A 16,328-nucleotide genomic window follows, 5' to 3' on the forward strand; every position below is an offset into this window, starting at 1 on the left:
ACTTGCTCTTTCACCGTACCTGACACGTTGGAGCCGTCGATGCTGCACGCTCATCTCACCACCCTCAACGCGGTGTCGCTGGTGCTCGACACCTTCAAGGCCCAAGGGCTGCCCAGCGAGGCCTTGCTCGCGGGCAGCGGCATCTGCGCGGCGGACTTGAGCCGCGCCGACACGCGCATTACCACCAATCAGGAAATGCGCGTATGCGCCAATGCCGTGGCCCTGCGCCGGGATGTCGGCCTGGCGCTGGGCCGCCAGATGCATGTGTCGGCCTACGGCATGCTCGGTTACGCGCTGCTGACGAGTGCCACCTTCGGTGACGCTTTGCGCCTGGCGCTGCGCTATCCGGCGCTGCTGGGAACACTTTTCAAGCTGAGCCTGGAGGCGGACGGCGAGCGCATCTGGTTTACCGCCGCGGACTATCGCGAAACCCCGGCCATGCAGATGTTCAACGTCGAACTGTGCCTGGCCTCGCTGAAGGTGATCTGCGACGACCTGCTCGGCCAGCCGCTGGCGCTGCTTGGCGCACGCTTTGAATACAGCGCGCCGGATTATCGCGCGCGCTACAGCGAGTGTTTCGCCTGCCCGCTGCAGTTCGACGCCGGCACCAACGCCTTCGCCTTCGACAAGCGCTGGCTGGACCAGCCCCTGCCCCTGGCCGACGCCGTGACCCACCAGGCCATGGCCGAGCGGTGCCGCAAACAGAACCTGGAGTTCACCGGCCGCCAGGCGTGGCTGGGCAGAATCCGCCAGTTGCTCACCAGCCAACTCGGCGCCGCGCCGGGGATCGAAGGCCTGGCCGCACAGATGAACTGCTCGCCGCGCACCCTGCGCCGCCACTTGCACGACCTGGGGTGCAGTTATCAGGAACTGCTCGACGAACTGCGCTTCGAGCGCGCCAAGCAATGGCTGGCGGCGGATGAACTGCCGATCTACCGCATCGCCGAGCAACTGGGTTTCAGCGAAACCGCCAGCTTCCGGCATGCCTTTGTGCGCTGGAGCGGCGTGGCGCCGAGCCAATTTCGTGCATGACGCCCCATTGATGGGCGAATTGCGGACACATAATTTGGCCCGATTTATCCCCTTTTGGCCGCTCCTGCCGTTCTCATAAAGCGCCCCGCCCGCAAGACTGCAGGCACCGATACCGCCTGCGGAGAACAACAAAATGCTGACGATCTACTCGGACGATCACCACCTGCACCACGGCCGCTGTGAACTGATGGACGGGCAACTGATGCCCTGCTTCGAAATGCCCTCGCGCGCCGACCACGTACTGCAACGGGTCAAAGCCCGTGGGCTGGGCCCGGTCCTTGCCCCGCAGGACTTTGGCCTGGCGCCGCTGCAACGTGTCCATAGCCGCGACTACCTGGACTTCTTCAAAGGTGCCTGGCAACGCTGGACCGCATTCGGCGAGGACGGCGACCTGTTGCCCTACACCTGGCCCGCCCGCACCTTGCGCCGCGTGCTGCCCACCAGCCTGCACGGCCAGCTCGGTTACTACAGCTTCGACGGCGGCGCACCGATTACCGCCGGCACCTGGCAAGCGGCCTACAGCGCCGCCCAGGTCGCGTTGACCGCACAGCAAGCGATCCAGCGCGGTGCCCACTGTGCGTTCGCGCTGTGTCGCCCGCCGGGGCACCACGCCGCCAGCGACTTGATGGGCGGTTATTGCTACCTCAACAACGCCGCCATCGCCGCCCAGGCGTTTCTCGACCAGGGCCATCGCAAGGTGGCGATCCTCGACGTGGACTACCACCACGGCAATGGCACTCAATCGATCTTCTACGCACGCAACGACGTGCTCTTTACCTCGATCCATGGGCATCCGGAGGCGGAGTTCCCGTTTTTCCTGGGCTACGCCGATGAGCAGGGAGAAGGCGCCGGGGAAGGCTTCAACTTCAACTACCCGTTGCCGGCCGGTTCCGGGTGGGCGCGCTGGAGCGCGGCGCTTGACGAGGCGTGCAGGGAGATCGAGCGCTATGACGCCGACATTATCGTCGTGTCGCTGGGTGTGGACACGTTCAAGGACGACCCGATCTCGCAGTTCAAGCTCGACAGCCCGGACTACCTCGCCATGGGCGCACGCATCGCGCGCCTGGGCAAACCCACGCTGTTTGTGATGGAAGGCGGCTACGCCGTGGCAGAAATCGGCATCAACGCCGTCAACGTTCTAGAAGGTTTTGAGGGGTCCATCCAATGAACATGCTCAAGTCGCTCGTCCTCTGCGCCGCCGTTCTCGGTGGCGCGGCCCATGCCGAAGAGAAAACCCTGCGGGTCTACAACTGGTTCGACTACATCACGCCCAAGGCGCTGGAAGACTTCAAGGCGCAGAACCCCGACGTCAAACTGGTGTACGACATCTTCGACACCAACGAAGCCCTGGAAGCCAAGCTGCTCACCGGCAACTCCGGGTATGACGTGGTAGTGCCGTCCAACGTGTTCCTCGCCAAGCAGATCGAAGCCGGAGTATTCCAGCCCCTGGACCGCAGCCGACTGCCGAACTGGAACCACCTTGATCCCAAGCTGATGAAGCTGCTCGAGGCCAACGACCCCGGCAATAAGTTCGCCGTGCCCTACATGTACGGCACCATCCTGATCGGCTTCAACCCCGACAAGGTCAAGGCCGCGCTGGGTGCCGATGCGCCGGTGGACAGCTGGGACCTGATCTTCAAGGAAGAAAACATCAGCAAGCTCAAGCAGTGTGGCGTCGCGCTGCTCGATTCGCCGTCCGAGATCCTGCCGCTGGCCCTGCAGCACCTGGGCCTGGACCCCAACAGCAGCAACCCCAAGGACTATGAAAAAGCCGAAGCGCTGCTGATGAAAGTCCGCCCGTACATCACCTACTTCCACTCCTCCAAGTACATGGCCGATATCGCCAACGGTGACATCTGCGTGGCCGTCGGTTATTCCGGCAGCTTCTCCCAGGCCGCCAACCGCGCCAAAGAAGCCAAGAACGGCGTGATCGTGGACATGCGCCTGCCCAAGGAAGGCGCGCCGATCTGGTTCGACATGCTCGCCCTGCCCAAAGGCGCGAAAAACCCGCAGGACGCCTACACCTTCATCAACTACCTGCTGCAACCACAGGTGATCGCGCCGATCAGCGACTTCGTCGGTTACCCCAACCCGAACAAAGACGCGACGGAACTGGTTGACCCAGCGATCCGCCACAACCCCAACCTGTACCCCACCGAGGCGGCGATGGCCACGCTGTATACCCTCAAACCCCTGGGCCGCGACGCCGAGCGCGCCCGGACGCGGGCGTGGACCAAGATCAAGTCGGGGACATAGGGGCCGCCCGCTATCTAACTACCACCTCCGGACGGGCACGCGCCCTAACGTGGTCGAGGTCCTGGGTTGCCGTCGGCAACCCGCCTCACCTCGCCCGTCAGGAGCCCGCCCTTGCCCTCATCGCCTCCCAGTGCCAACGACCTGTTGACTCAACTGACCACCGGCCCCTCCTTGCGCGAAGTCGCGGCCGCCACCCTGCGCTCGAGCTTGCGCGAGCTGTACCCGGATCTCGACATCGACCCCGATCTGACCCTTCTGGTGACACCGCACTGGCAGATCACCGCCGAGGCGATCCTGCCCGGAGCCCCGCGATTTCAAACACTGACCGGCGCGTTGTGCCGCAGTGCAACATCCGGCGCACCTGTCACCTGGCTCGACAGCGAGCACTACCTGATCTATCAATCCGCCACCGGGCCGAACGTGCATCTGCCGGTCAAGGTGGACTCCGTCGGCCGCCTGATCAATGAGCTGGCACCGTTGCTGTGCGTCGCGTACCAAGAGCAGCAACTCGCGTTCTGGAATGCCAGCAACCACCCGAACGGCCCACGCTGGCGCACCTTTGCCAACGCCTTGCGCACGATCTGGAATGTCGACAGCGTGGAGGGTTGGGACGAGGATGAATGCAACGTCGCCAGGGCGGTTTTTCACACGCCGGATTACGCCCAGCGCTTGCCCCAGGACAAATACGCGACCAAGGCTTATCTGATCGACGTCGACCTGGAACACGCCACACAGGTCAAACACCTCAACCTGTCGGCATTGGCGGTACTGGTCGGACGCCTCGGCGAGCGCGACATCATCCTCAGCTATTCGATCGCCGACGGTTACGCCGCCTTCAAGAGCCTGCAAGCGCTTGGCGACGCCCTGAGCATTCAAGTGGCCACTCCACAGGCGACCAAGCTCCACTGGCGACTCTTCCAACCCTCAGGGGACTTTTTCGAGCAGCAGGCCTGTGCGTTTATTTCCCTGCAGATTCAGGCAATCGGCGCAATCGCGTTCAACAGCGGCGAGCTGATCCCGACCATGGCGCACGACAAGCCAGGCAGCGAAATCGCCCCCCGCGCCCCGCTGAATCAAGACCGAATCGGCTGGGTACATCGTGCCTTGCCCGACTGGATACTCACCGCGTCCTCGTCGGATCAGGCCACCTACGGGCGCTACATGATGGACCTCGCGGCCCTGCACCTGCGGCACGCGGGTAAAGCCTTTGATGACGGGATCAAGCACATCGGCGATTTTGCCCTGGATGCGATCCACACCCTGATGGTCAAGGACCACCCCGGCGTGGCCCGCACGACGCTGGACAGCGTGCGGATCAGCGTCACCAGCGTGCAAGCCTGGGGCACCCTGATCGTGCCGGGAAACACCCAGACCCAAACCTTTACCCTGGCCGAGTTGGCCCTGGAAAACCTGATAGCCCTGCCCTTGGGCAACAAAACCGTCGGTTATGAAAACGGCAGCGCGGTGCCCGCCTGGATGACGGCGGCCTACCTGGAGCACTTGATTACCCAGGCGAACGTCGGCATGCACTACCCGGCCCTGGTCAAACGCACGCTGCTTGACGACGCTGCCGAGTCCCTGCGAAGGCAACGTCTCTACACCGCTCAATTACGCCTGCAACTGCCGCTACTGGCGTTGCAGTACAAAGTACGAGGTGTCCACGACCTGAGCGAACAGGGCTATCGCTATGTCTGCGCGGCGATGCATCCAGACAGCGCAGCCCGTGTGGTCGACGGCGCGGCGGTGGTCATCCGCCGCTTGTCCCTGCTCCCCAAACGCCGTCTGGGTTCGGCCGTCGACATCGTCGGCAACATGTTCGTCATTGGCCCTCAAGACCCGAAAAAAGGTCCTTGCCTGCTCTATCGCCCGCTGTCCAACCAACCGTTGATGCAGTTCCCGTCACCGACCAATCTGCTGTACGCGATCAAACAAGACACGCCATTGCGCCAATCGGTCCTGGCTTGGCTGCCCGATAAGGTGCGAACGGCTTACGCGCAATTTGTGTTTCCCGGCAGCCTGCCCTCGCCGTGGGTATTTACCAGTGTGCTGAACGACCCGCTGAATGCACTGGTGATGACCGGCCCCGTCGAACTGGGGCGGGAAGTGCTGCCAAACGACGACTTCGCCACACTGTTCCGAGCCAACGCCGACGCGCTGGTCACCCTGGCCGACCGCCAATCGGTGTCCAATGCCGAGGCGCGCTGGGAGAGTTTCAAGCACGCCGGGTGGCTGATGTTCAATACCGTGCTGCCGTTCATGGGCCGCGCCGCGGGCGCCGCGACCTGGATCTGGCAATTGATGGATGACCTGCAACAGATGGTCGACACCAATGAGGTCGGTGACCGTTCCGCCGGGCTCTCGGCGCTGGTGGATATCTTGCTGACGCTCGGCATGGTGTTAACGACGCATGTCGCCACGGCGCATCGGCCCGAGTCGTCCATCGGGAAGCCCGCCAAGCCGCCCGCATTGCCGCCGCCGGAGGTCAAGGTAGAGGTCGTCCAAAAGCCGGATATCGCGACGGCAGAGCTGCCCGTCGACCACGAACACACCCTGCACATCAGTGGTGCCCTGAACCGCAGCGCGCAGAACCTGGGCACGTTCCTCGACAGTTTTGCGCAGGCCAAGCCCGATCAATTGGGTACGCAACAGACCGTGGAAGGCCCTCATCAGCATCTCTATGCCAAAGCCTCACACTGGTACGCCCCGGTGGGTACACGATGGTTTGAAGTGACGGTCGACGAAAACGACACCGTGTTGATCATCGATCCGCGCCAACCAGGCCGGCGCGGCCCGCCGCTGATCGCCAATCGCCTGGGGCAATGGTTCGTCGACACGCGCTTGCGCCTACGCGCAGGCGGCCTGCGCAGCCGGCGCAAAAAAGGCGAAGCCCTCAGGCCGCCGAAAATCACCGATTTACGCCGGCAACTGGCAACCTTCGACAGCGAGCAAGCCCAGCGCCAGCACGATCTTGAAGCCTTGCAAGGCGCCATCGACCGCACGGCGGGTGACGCCAAAGCCGCGGCCAGAACCACCTTTCTCGAACAGGTGGATACGCGTCTCAAAGAAATCGACGTACCGATTTCCCAGCTCAAATCCCTGAATATTCTCGACACGGTGCCCAACTATCAGGACGCCATGGTCGGCTACCTGGAACATCAGCTGTTTCTGGCGCGCTCCGCCATCAGCGAACAACAGATCCCGTTTCGCGAACGACTGGAAGCCATACAGGGCCACCTCGACATCGAGGGCATTGAAGAAGAAGCCTTGCCCACCGTTCACTACCGCAACATGTATACCGCGACACACGCCATGGCGGAGCGCCTGGGCTACCTTCAGGCACGCTTCAAGGAGGCTCGTGCCCTGGGTGCGCGCGGGGTCAGGCTGATCCAGCAGCATGAGCCGCACCTGCCCGCTTATGCCCTTGATGATCTCAAGGCGTTCAAGATTACCCTGGGCCACTTCCTGTGCGTGGCCGAAGGCGCATCGGCCACACGCGCCGACGCCAGGGAAGCCTTGCGCCGTATCGTCGATGTGGCGGAGCTGGCGGTCCAAAGTTTCAGAGAGGCCGCACAACCGCGCAACCTGGTGCCGCCGGAGCAGTTGATCGAAACCCTGGACAGCCTGATGGATCAGTTTTCCAGGGTTGACCAGAACCTGGTGGATCTGCCGGCCGAGTTTCCCAATGACCTCAACAAGCCCGACCTGGAAAACCTGCGCAAGCAAGTGGACGAGTTCGCTCGGCTCGCAGAGAAACAACTGACAACCCTGCTTCGCGAACGCAGAGCCATGGAGCCCACCGCGGGCCCGTCGCGCACCGTCCCCAGGGTGAAGAAAAAATACATCAAGACGCGTTTCAAGGGGATGGTGGTCGGCGAAGAGCGTGAGAGCCCCGACGAAGACGGCAAGACGCTGGTCGACGTAAAGGAACCCCTGACCGGCAAAGTGATTGCAACCTTCCATGAGAAGGAGCCGGGGGTTTGGGTCGAACGCGAGCTGACGCCCAAGCCCGCTTCCCGCAGCCAGGCGCGTAACCTGGCAAACAGCATCAGCGACGGTCAGGCGCTGGTCGATGGGGTCGAAACCTTTATCGCCAACAAGGAAGCCTGGGCGAAGGAAACCCGGCAACTGCCGGTGGAAATCGAAGAGCGCTTCCACCAGCACGCCAAAAAACTGCAACGGGCCAACCAGGATATCGAAGAGGCGTTGACCTCCAGCAACCAGACCGAAAGCGCCTCGCCGTCAGCTGCGTTGACTAACCGCCGCCTTGATGAGGCGATCACCCAGCTTTACCGGGAAGGCAAACGGATCAAGCTCGAGGTGCTCAAGCGCCGACCACCGGAGGCGGCGCACGTCGAATTGCTGTTGCGCGAGGGCGCCGTCACGGTAGACCCGCCTGTCGGCGCCCGCACCCGACTCAGGGGCCGCGACAAGGGTTTCCTGCAGGAGTATGCGGTGGTGGACGTCAACACGAACCGTCCGTTGTGGTACGCACACTTTCACTACCCCACCCTCACCGGGCCGGAAGAAGCCTACACCGCCGCCCACCTGAAAAACCGCCAACAGCGCCTGATGGGCGGCCGGTTCGAACCCTTGAGCGACATCGCCGTGTACCGCAGTGAAATCGGTCTGCATCTGGCCCGCTCGCTGTTCCTGAAAGCCAAGCCTCAGCCCTCAGCCTGACCGGTCCAGGCCTGGCGCAACCGCGCGAGCGCCTGGCGGATCGCCGCCTCGGGCACTGCGGCGAAGCCCAGCACCAGGCCGGCGCGTTGATCGTCCGGTGGCCCGGCCTGCGCCAGCCAATAGCTGCTCAGGCCATTGACCTCCACGCCCACCGCGCGGGCCTGCGCCACCAGTTGTTGTTCGCGGGCGAGGCTGTCCACCCGCACGGTAAGATGCAGGCCCGCCGCACTGTTCGGCAGGCTGCCGACCCCCGGCAGCTCGTCCGGCCAGCCGTTCAACAGGACGTTGCGCCGACTGAGCGCAGCGCGGCGCATGCGCCGGATATGCCGCTGAAAGTGCCCCGCCGCCATGAACTCCGCCATCACCGCCTGGGTGCTGACCTCCGAGTGCCGCACATCCACGGCGCGGCGCTGGGCGAATGCGTCGACCAGCGTCGGCGGCAACACCAGGTAACCCAGGCGCAGCGCCGGGAACGCGACTTTGCCGAACGTCCCCACATACAGCACCCGCCCGCTGCGATCCAGGGCCGCCAGCGGGGCCAGCGGCGCGCCGCTGTAACGGTACTCGCCGTCGTAGTCATCCTCGACGACCCAGCCACCGCTGCGTTCGGCCCAGGCCAGCAACTCCAGGCGCCGGGCCAGGCTCATGACCACGCCCAATGGGTACTGATGGGACGGCGTGACATAGGCCAGGCGGCAGTTGTCGAGGCCGTTCAACACGCTGCAGTCGATCCCCTCGCTGTCCACCGCCACACCTTGCAACTGCGCACCGGCCAGGGCGAAGGCATGACCGGCGGCGCGGTAGCCGGGATTTTCAATCGCCACGCCATCACCTGGGCTCACCAGCAACTGTGCACAAAGGCTGATTGCCTGCTGCGCGCCACTGGTGATCACAATTTGCTCAGCCGTACACTGCATGCCCCGCGAGCTGCGCAGGTAGGCGGCAATCAGGCCGCGCAAGCGCTCGTCCCCGGCCGGGTTGCCATAACACAGTTGCTTGAGGTCCGGCTTGCGCCAAAAAGCCGCATTCAGCTTGGCCCAGACGTCAAAAGGGAACAGGTCAAAGGCCGGAACCCCCACCCGAAATGCCCGTGGAGGCCCCGTGGGCGGCAAGGGCAAATGGTTGTTTTCGAGGCGCTCCAGCGCCGCGCTGTGGATAACTTTTTCGCTCGAAATATCGGCGTTTTTCAGCTCGATTGTGGATAAGGCTGGGGATAAGCCTGTTGAAAACCCTGTGGACAGTTTTGTGGATAGTTTTTTTGAACTGGGCAGTTGGGCGACATACGTCCCGTCGCCGACCCGGCTTTGCGTAAAGCCCTCGGCATACAGCTGATCGTAGGCACGCACCACGCTGTTGCGCGAAATCGACAACGCCGCCGCCAGGTCGCGCGTGGCGGGCAAACGCGTGCCGCCGGCCAGTCGCCCGTCCAGCACGCGTTGGCGCAAGGCTTCGTACAGCTGGCGGGTCAGCCCCTGACGACGATCCAGCTCGATTCCCGCAGGGTTGAACGACAACGGCGGCGCAAGGGACGACATTGGGCAGGCTCCGGAATTGGACCCATGAAATGGGTCATAGATGGCTCTTACAACGAACCATTAGCCTGCCTAGGATGCAGGCATTCGCCAAGGAATACTTTTATGTACACACCACGCGCCTTTGCCCTCGACGATTTGCCCGAACTGCAGCAACTGATCCAGCACACGCGCCTGGCGCAGGTGGTGACCGTGGGTGAACACGGCCTGCTAGCCAGCCACCTGCCACTGCTGCTCAACCCCAACGAAGGCCCGAACGGTACGCTCTACGGCCACATGGCCAAGGCCAACCCGCAGTGGCACGACCTGCAGAACGGCGGCGAAGCGCTGGTGATCTTTGCCGGGGCCGACGCCTATGTCAGCCCGGCGTTTTACCCGAGCAAGGCCGAGCACGGCAAAGTGGTACCCACCTGGAATTACCTGGCCGTGCATGCCTACGGCACGGCCGACGTGTTTACCGACGCCGAGCGCCTGCTCGGCGTGGTCAGCGCCCTCACCGACCGCCACGAAGGCCGCCGCGCCCAGCCCTGGAAGGTCAGCGACGCCCCGGCCGACTACATTGAAGGCATGCTCAAGGCCATCGTCGGTTTCGCCTTGCCCATCGAACGCCTGATCGGCAAACGCAAACTCAGCCAGAACCGCAGTGCCGCCGACATCCAGGGCGTGCGCGAGGGGCTGGCCGCCAGCCTCGACGTGCGCGACCAGACCCTCGCCCGTTTCATTCCCCAAGGAGCCCCAGAATGAGCCCGATCGACATCCGCCCCGTCACCGCCGCAGACCACGCCGCCTGGCTGGCGCTGTGGCACGCGTACTTGCAGTTCTACAACACCGAACTGCCAGACGCCGTCAGCCAGAGCACCTGGCAACGCCTGATCGACGCCCGTGAGCCGACCCACTCCGCGCTCGCCTGGCAGGACGGCAAAGCGGTAGGCATGGTCAACTTCATCTACCATCGCTCCAACTGGAGCATTGAAAACTCCTGCTACCTGCAAGACCTGCTGGTGGCGCCGGCCCAGCGCGGCGGCGGCGTGGGCCGCAAATTGATCGAACACGTCTATGCCACGGCCAAAGCCGACGGCTGCTGCAAGGTCCATTGGCTGACCCACGAGACCAATGCCACCGCGATCCAACTGTACGAACGCATCGCCGAACGCCCTGGCTTCATCCAATTTCGCAAAGGTCTTTAAGGAGCGCAGCATGTCCACCTCTCTCGCCGACTGGCAAGGTGCCCCGGCGCCCACGGTCCAACTGCTCGAAGGGCGTTTCATCCGCCTGGAAAAACTCGACCCGGCGCGCCACGCCGACGGTCTGTGGCAAGCCCTCGAAGGCCCCGGCGCCGACCCCAAGCTGTGGGACTATTTGCCGTATGGCCCGTTCAGCGACCGCACCGCGTTCGATGCCTGGCTGAATAACCATGCCCAGCACAACGAGCCGTATTTCTTCAGCGTGATCGACCGCGCCAGCGGCGATGTGCAGGGCATCCTCAGCCTGATGTCCATCGTCCCGGCCCACGGGCGCATCGAAATCGGCCACGTCACCTTCGGCGCGCCGATGCAGCGCTCGCCGAAAAGCACCGAGGCCGTGTATCTGTTGGCCAAGCATGCTTTCGAACTGGGCTACCGCCGCCTGGAGTGGAAATGCAATAACGGCAATGCCCGCTCCAAATACGCCGCCGAGCGCCTGGGGTTCAGTTTTGAAGGGGTGTTCCGCCAGCACATGGTGGTCAAGGGGCAGAACCGGGACACGGCGTGGTATTCGATTCTGGACTCGGAATGGCCGCCGATCGGGGCAGGGTTTGAGCACTGGCTGTCGGAAGCCAATCAGGCAGGTTCAGGCCAATTGAAAAGCCTGGCGGAGTGTCGCGCCTAAATCCCACAGACAGCGCAGCACCAGAATATGAGCGCGGGCTTGCCCGCGAGGCGGTGGGTCAGTCGAGATTGATTTTCGACTGGTCTACCGCTATCGCGGCGTAGGTATCTACACATCCGATGGCGCTGAAAACCCCGGTCGTATCGCGAGCTGTTGCTTTGCTGTTGCTCTGCTTTTGCTCTGCTTTTGCTCTGTTTTTGATTTTGATCTTAGGCGCCCCGTTAACCACGCTGGCCGAACGCAGGCTTGAATCCGTGGGCAACCCGGCAGGACGCCGGGTTAGCCGTCCTGGGCCAGGGATGGCCCATGACGGCGGCCCACGGATTCAAGCCTGCGTTCGGGCATGCCGAGCCTAGGCGAGGCACCGAGTGGTGGGGCAAGAGCGTTTTGCTTACTTTTGCGCTTTTCAAAAGTGAGCCGCCGTAAGGGCGGAACCCATAGCGGCCGTCACCTGAATAATGGATATGTACTCATTCCAACCCGAGCGAAGGGTCGGCCTACAGGCCGCCACGGGAGCAAGCCCCCTCCCACACTCGATCCTCAATGCAATCCGCACTGGGTGTCAGTCGGCAAGCTGCTTGGCCAACACCGCAATATGCTCCGGTCCGATCCCGCAGCAACCGCCCAAATGGCTGGCGCCGCGCTTCTGCCAATCGGCAGCCCATTGCAGGTAGCCCGGCGGGTCGAGGTCGTCGCGCAACGGGTCGAGGCCGTCGTTGGCCGTGGCCTCCTTGGGCTGTGGCGGGAAGGCGTTGGCATAGGCGCCGATCTGGATCGCCACCCCCAGGCACTCGAAGGTCTGGCGGGCCTCGTCAATCGCCGCGCCGATCACCTCCGGCTGGCTGCAGTTGAACAACAACACCTGCACGCCCAGTTGCGCAGCCGCTTCGGCCGCCTCGGCCACCGGCTCGCCGGAACGCAGGCGCGGCACCTCGTCGGTGTCTTCGTCCTTCAAGGTAAACGACAGCCAGAACGGTTTGCCGTCCGCCGGCAGACCGGCATGAATGGCCCGCGCCTCGACGATCGAACTCTGGGTTTCCGCCAGCCACAGGTCGACATAAGGCGCCAGGCCGTTCACCAGGGGCGTCAGCAGTTCGCTGACCCGGTCGGCCTCGAACAGGTCGGGCCGATACGAGCCGAACAGCGGCGGCAGGGAGCCGGCCACGCGCACTGCTTGGCCGGACGCCACCACCGCGCGCCGCGCCAATTCACCGGCCAACGCCGCCAGGGCCTGGCCCTCGGCGGCAAACCGCGCTTCGCCGATATGAAACGGTACGACGGCATAGCTGTTGCTGGTGATCACGTCGGCACCGGCCTGGATGTAAGCCGCGTGTACCGCTTCCACCGCCTGCGGCGCTTCGCTCAACGCCAGCGCCGACCACTCCGGCTGTCGGAACGGCGCGCCGCGGCGTTGCAGTTCGCGGCCCATGCCACCATCGAGAATTACTGTGCGTACTGCGGCCATATGCTTTTTACTCATAAGCTTATGAAAATAACTCACTATGAGAGTCGCTCTTATAACTATTTAATACGGTAAATTCGCTTCATAACAACTTCTTTTTTTATTCGGGTGCCTCTCTTGAAACTCAAACCGCTACTGGCCCTGGGCCTGACCATGCTGGCTGCCTCCACCCAAGCCTTCGGCGGTGCAACCCTGGACCGGGTTGAGCAAAACCACGAATTGGTCGGCGTGCTGATGGAAAGCTATCCGCCTTTCTCGTTCCTCAACGAGCAGAACCAGCTCGACGGTTTCGACGTCGACGTGGCCAAGGCCGTCGCGCAAAAACTCGGGGTCAAACTGCGCCTGGAAACCCCGTCCTGGGACGTGATCGCCGCCGGCCGCTGGAGCGGGCGCTACGACATCTGCATCTGCTCGATGACCCCAAGCAAGGCCCGCGCCGAAGTGTTCGACTTCCCCGTGGAGTACTACGCCTCGCCTGCGGTGATCGTGGTCAATGCCAAGGATGAGCGCATCCACGGCGCCAAGGACCTGAGCGGCAAGAAAGTCGGCCTCACCAGCGCCTCCAGCTACGAGAGCTACCTGAACAAAAACCTGGTGATCGAAGGCGCCGAAGACACCCAACTGCAGTACCCGTTCGAGAACGTGCAGATTGCCCCCTACGACACCGACAACGTGGCCTTCCAGGACCTGGGCCTGGGCGCCGGCGTGCGCCTGGATGCGATCCTCACCAACCTGGTCACCGCCCAACCGCGCCTGAGCCAGGACAAGCGCTTCAAGCTGGCCGGCGAAGCGCTGTACGCCGAGCCCAACTCGGTGGCCATCGAAAAAGGCGACCCGCAGTGGGACAGCAAAGTGCGTGAAGTCTTCGCGCAGTTGAAGCAGGACGGCACCTTGAGCAAGCTGTCGCAAAAATGGATCGGCGCCGACATCAGCCAATGACCGCGTTCCCCACCCCACCCAAACCACCGGTCAGCGCGTCGCGGCTACAACGATTCTTCGGTTTTCGCACGCGCCTGTACCTGACCTGGGCCGCGCTGTTCTGCCTGTTCGCCAGCTTCTTCCTGAGCTTTGACCTGAAGTTCTCGATCATCCTCGACAAGCTGCCCAATCTGGTCGGCGTGCATCTGGCGCCCAACGGGTTTCTGCAAGGCGCGGCGCTGACGGTGTTCCTGTGCCTGTGCTCGATCGTGGCGTCATCGATACTGGGCTTTATCACCGCCCTGGGGCGCCTGTCGAAAAGCGCGGTAGCCTTTGGCGTCGCGAGTTTCTATGCCTCATTCTTCCGTGGCACACCGCTGCTGATCCAGATCCTGCTGATCTACCTGGGCCTGCCGCAACTGGGCCTGGTGCCGGGGGCCATCGTCGCCGGGATCATCGCGCTGTCGCTGAACTACGGCGCCTACCTGAGCGAAATCTTCCGCGCCGGCATCCTCGGCGTGCCCCACGGCCAACGGGAAGCCGCCCTGGCCCTGGGCATGCGCGACAGTGCGATCTTCTGGCACGTCACCCTGCCCCAGGCCATGCGTACCATCGTCCCGCCCGCCACCAACCAGTTCATCTCGATGCTCAAGGACTCCTCCCTGATCTCGGTGATGGGCGTGTGGGAAGTGATGTTCCTCGCGCAATCCTACGGCCGCTCCAGCTATCGCTACATCGAAATGCTCACCACGGCGGCGATCATCTACTGGGTGATGTCCCTCGGCCTGGAACTGATCCAGGCGCGCATGGAGCGGCATTACGGCAAGGGGTATGTGCGACGGGGGTGAGGACTCAGTCATCCCACTCGCGACGCACCTTGACCACGCCCATCTGCAAGCCAAAGGGGCGGAACACGGCGTTCAGCGATTTCAGGGTTTGATTGCCCTCGCCGTGTTCGATATGCACCAGGGTACGCACAGAAATCTTGCACATCTTGGCGAACTGGCTTTGGTGCAGGCCAGTGACTTCGGTGCGCAAGCGGCGCACGGCTTCGCCAATTGCAAGGGAACCATCAGCCAGCCCCTGTTCGACTCGTTCGATTAACAGGGCGCGGGCATCCAGGGTAATGGTCATTTCAGCCCCCATTGCTTCAGACGCATGTCCAGTTTCCCCAACGGGACGCTGGGGTGGTTCAAGGTGACCGCTGGCAAACCGCCTGCAGCCAAGATGTCCGGCAGAGCTCGCAAGTGTTCGGCGTCTTGTCGCAGCCGCTCAAAACTTTGCTCAGGGTCAATAATCTCGGCCAGTGCATCGCAGACCCCTCGCCAATTGATATCACCTGCCACTTCCAGCGCTTTGGGCCACTTGGTCGTTCGGGTAACGCCCTCGGCATCCATCACCATGGGGGCCAAGTCATAAATCGGCGCCAGACGCAGAGAGTCGGTACCTCGGATGATCGACATATTTCGCCCGTGGTTATCCGAGTTACCCAACACCTTGTTCAGCAGGTCTCGGCGTAGGTACTCCGCAACCAGATCGGCAACCTGCTCTTCTTGCCCAACCGCGCGCCATTGATTCACCAGCAGTCTGATCACCTCAAGATGATCCATGTAACTGCCAGGCGTCGTCACTCCCGCCAAGGAATAAATCGACTCAACGGCCAATCGTTCGACACCGGCGTTACTGACCTTGCGATCGAAGCGGTGCATCCAAAGGCTCGGCTTGGTGGCCTCTTCCAATGCCAGCCCTTCGGCACCCACCGTCTCTATTCCCAGGGCCTGAAGAGCTCTGTAGTAGTGATACTCACTTCTCAGGATGTCTTGATCATTCTGGGTCGCCTGGTTACGTGCGAACTTGATAAACCAATGTTGGGTAACCTCGGCATCGTTCAGGGTAGCGTCCGGGTACAGCAAGCCATCAGCATTCTGCGTCATCAACAGTTTCGGAGCCTCACCGCCCGCGCCCGTTGCCCCGCCGATTGCCGCGCCTTGTTCATAGGCATATTCCAGAAAGCTGTTATCGCGGTTGATCACTTCCCGACGAGGAAAACCAATCGGTGCGGTACCGTCCAGTGCCTGCACGGATTCCTTGACCCGCATATGGCCAATGGGGGCCGGCGTACTGCGACCTAGTAGAAACAAATCGGCACTGACGCCCTCCGGCTTCTCATGGCCGATACGTTTCATCAAAGAACGTTTGGCGGCCCCTGCCGGTGCAATATCGTGCAAAAAAGCAGGCGCTTTCTTGAGAACCGCAACATCCCACTCCAGTGGAAACCGCGCACTGACAGATTTGGAAAAAGGCAATCGGACAGCGTCCAGGTTATCGACTAGATAATCCTGTCGATAATGAAACCTGCAAGGTCCATCAAAACCCTTTTCAGGCTCCGAGAACTCCAACCGCATAGCGTCACGCCAATGACCAGCGGTGAAAATCTGCAGTATCAAAGAGTAGGTCGTTTCCATCTGCATTTAAGTGCACCTGGCAAGCAATGTTCGGGACGCGTACTGCAATATAGTGCATTTACCGCTCAGCAGATGACCAGATTTACGCATTAAAATGCATTTATATCGCCAGAA

The 16,328-nt window shown here is 62.5% G+C and carries 13 protein-coding genes; 9 read left to right on the forward strand and 4 right to left on the reverse strand.

The genetic code is table 11. From position 1 onward, the window contains the following. Window positions 1–39: 39 nt before the first annotated feature. From PverR02_RS31115 to PverR02_RS31130, 4 genes are all read left to right on the forward strand, one after another. Entirely contained in the window at window positions 40–1,032 is a 993-nt protein-coding gene (locus PverR02_RS31115) for an AraC family transcriptional regulator (RefSeq protein ID WP_017850016.1), read from the forward strand. Window positions 1,033–1,165: 133 nt separating this feature from the next. After that, window positions 1,166–2,200, forward strand: a complete 1,035-nt coding sequence (locus PverR02_RS31120; protein ID WP_046485934.1) for a histone deacetylase family protein — start codon at window positions 1,166–1,168, stop codon at window positions 2,198–2,200. Beyond that, window positions 2,197–3,288, forward strand: a complete 1,092-nt coding sequence (locus PverR02_RS31125; RefSeq protein WP_017850018.1) for a polyamine ABC transporter substrate-binding protein — start codon at window positions 2,197–2,199, stop codon at window positions 3,286–3,288. The genes PverR02_RS31120 and PverR02_RS31125 overlap by 4 nt, the downstream gene beginning before the upstream one ends. Before the next feature lie 111 nt (window positions 3,289–3,399). Then, window positions 3,400–7,968: a dermonecrotic toxin domain-containing protein gene (locus PverR02_RS31130; protein WP_079444954.1), complete on the forward strand. Its 4,569-nt coding sequence runs from the start codon at window positions 3,400–3,402 to the stop codon at window positions 7,966–7,968. Here the strand turns inward: PverR02_RS31130 and pdxR are convergent. Continuing rightward, window positions 7,953–9,503: a MocR-like pyridoxine biosynthesis transcription factor PdxR gene (gene pdxR / locus PverR02_RS31135; protein WP_079444955.1), complete on the reverse strand. Its 1,551-nt coding sequence runs from the start codon at window positions 9,501–9,503 to the stop codon at window positions 7,953–7,955. The genes PverR02_RS31130 and pdxR overlap by 16 nt on opposite strands. 102 nt (window positions 9,504–9,605) lie before the next feature. Here pdxR and PverR02_RS31140 point away from each other — a divergent pair, with 102 nt between their 5' ends. The 3 genes from PverR02_RS31140 to PverR02_RS31150 are packed head-to-tail and all read left to right on the forward strand — an operon-like array spanning window position 9,606 to window position 11,369. Then, window positions 9,606–10,244, forward strand: a complete 639-nt coding sequence (locus PverR02_RS31140; protein ID WP_017850021.1) for an FMN-binding negative transcriptional regulator — start codon at window positions 9,606–9,608, stop codon at window positions 10,242–10,244. Continuing rightward, on the forward strand, window positions 10,241–10,687 hold the full coding sequence (locus tag PverR02_RS31145) for a GNAT family N-acetyltransferase (protein ID WP_017850022.1): 447 nt from the start codon (window positions 10,241–10,243) through the stop codon (window positions 10,685–10,687). The genes PverR02_RS31140 and PverR02_RS31145 overlap by 4 nt, the downstream gene beginning before the upstream one ends. 10 nt (window positions 10,688–10,697) lie before the next feature. Then, on the forward strand, window positions 10,698–11,369 hold the full coding sequence (locus tag PverR02_RS31150; RefSeq protein ID WP_017850023.1) for a GNAT family N-acetyltransferase: 672 nt from the start codon (window positions 10,698–10,700) through the stop codon (window positions 11,367–11,369). A gap of 562 nt (window positions 11,370–11,931) precedes the next feature. On the opposite strand, the gene PverR02_RS31160 is transcribed toward PverR02_RS31150, so the two are convergent. Then, entirely contained in the window at window positions 11,932–12,834 is a 903-nt protein-coding gene (locus PverR02_RS31160) for a homocysteine S-methyltransferase family protein (RefSeq protein ID WP_079444956.1), read from the reverse strand. A gap of 114 nt (window positions 12,835–12,948) precedes the next feature. On the opposite strand from PverR02_RS31160, the gene PverR02_RS31165 reads away from it, so the two are divergent. Further along, complete coding sequence (locus PverR02_RS31165) at window positions 12,949–13,770, forward strand: ABC transporter substrate-binding protein (protein ID WP_017850025.1); 822 nt, start codon at window positions 12,949–12,951, stop codon at window positions 13,768–13,770. After that, complete coding sequence (locus PverR02_RS31170; protein WP_017850026.1) at window positions 13,767–14,597, forward strand: amino acid ABC transporter permease; 831 nt, start codon at window positions 13,767–13,769, stop codon at window positions 14,595–14,597. The genes PverR02_RS31165 and PverR02_RS31170 overlap by 4 nt, the downstream gene beginning before the upstream one ends. A 4-nt stretch (window positions 14,598–14,601) precedes the next feature. Here the strand turns inward: PverR02_RS31170 and PverR02_RS31175 are convergent, their stop codons facing one another. Continuing rightward, window positions 14,602–14,883, reverse strand: a complete 282-nt coding sequence (locus tag PverR02_RS31175) for a helix-turn-helix domain-containing protein (RefSeq protein ID WP_017850027.1) — start codon at window positions 14,881–14,883, stop codon at window positions 14,602–14,604. Next, complete coding sequence (locus PverR02_RS31180) at window positions 14,880–16,220, reverse strand: type II toxin-antitoxin system HipA family toxin (RefSeq protein ID WP_079444957.1); 1,341 nt, start codon at window positions 16,218–16,220, stop codon at window positions 14,880–14,882. The genes PverR02_RS31175 and PverR02_RS31180 overlap by 4 nt, the downstream gene beginning before the upstream one ends. Window positions 16,221–16,328: the final 108 nt, after the last annotated feature.

This window comes from Pseudomonas veronii (genome assembly GCF_002028325.1).
Classification (GTDB): domain Bacteria; phylum Pseudomonadota; class Gammaproteobacteria; order Pseudomonadales; family Pseudomonadaceae; genus Aquipseudomonas; species Aquipseudomonas veronii.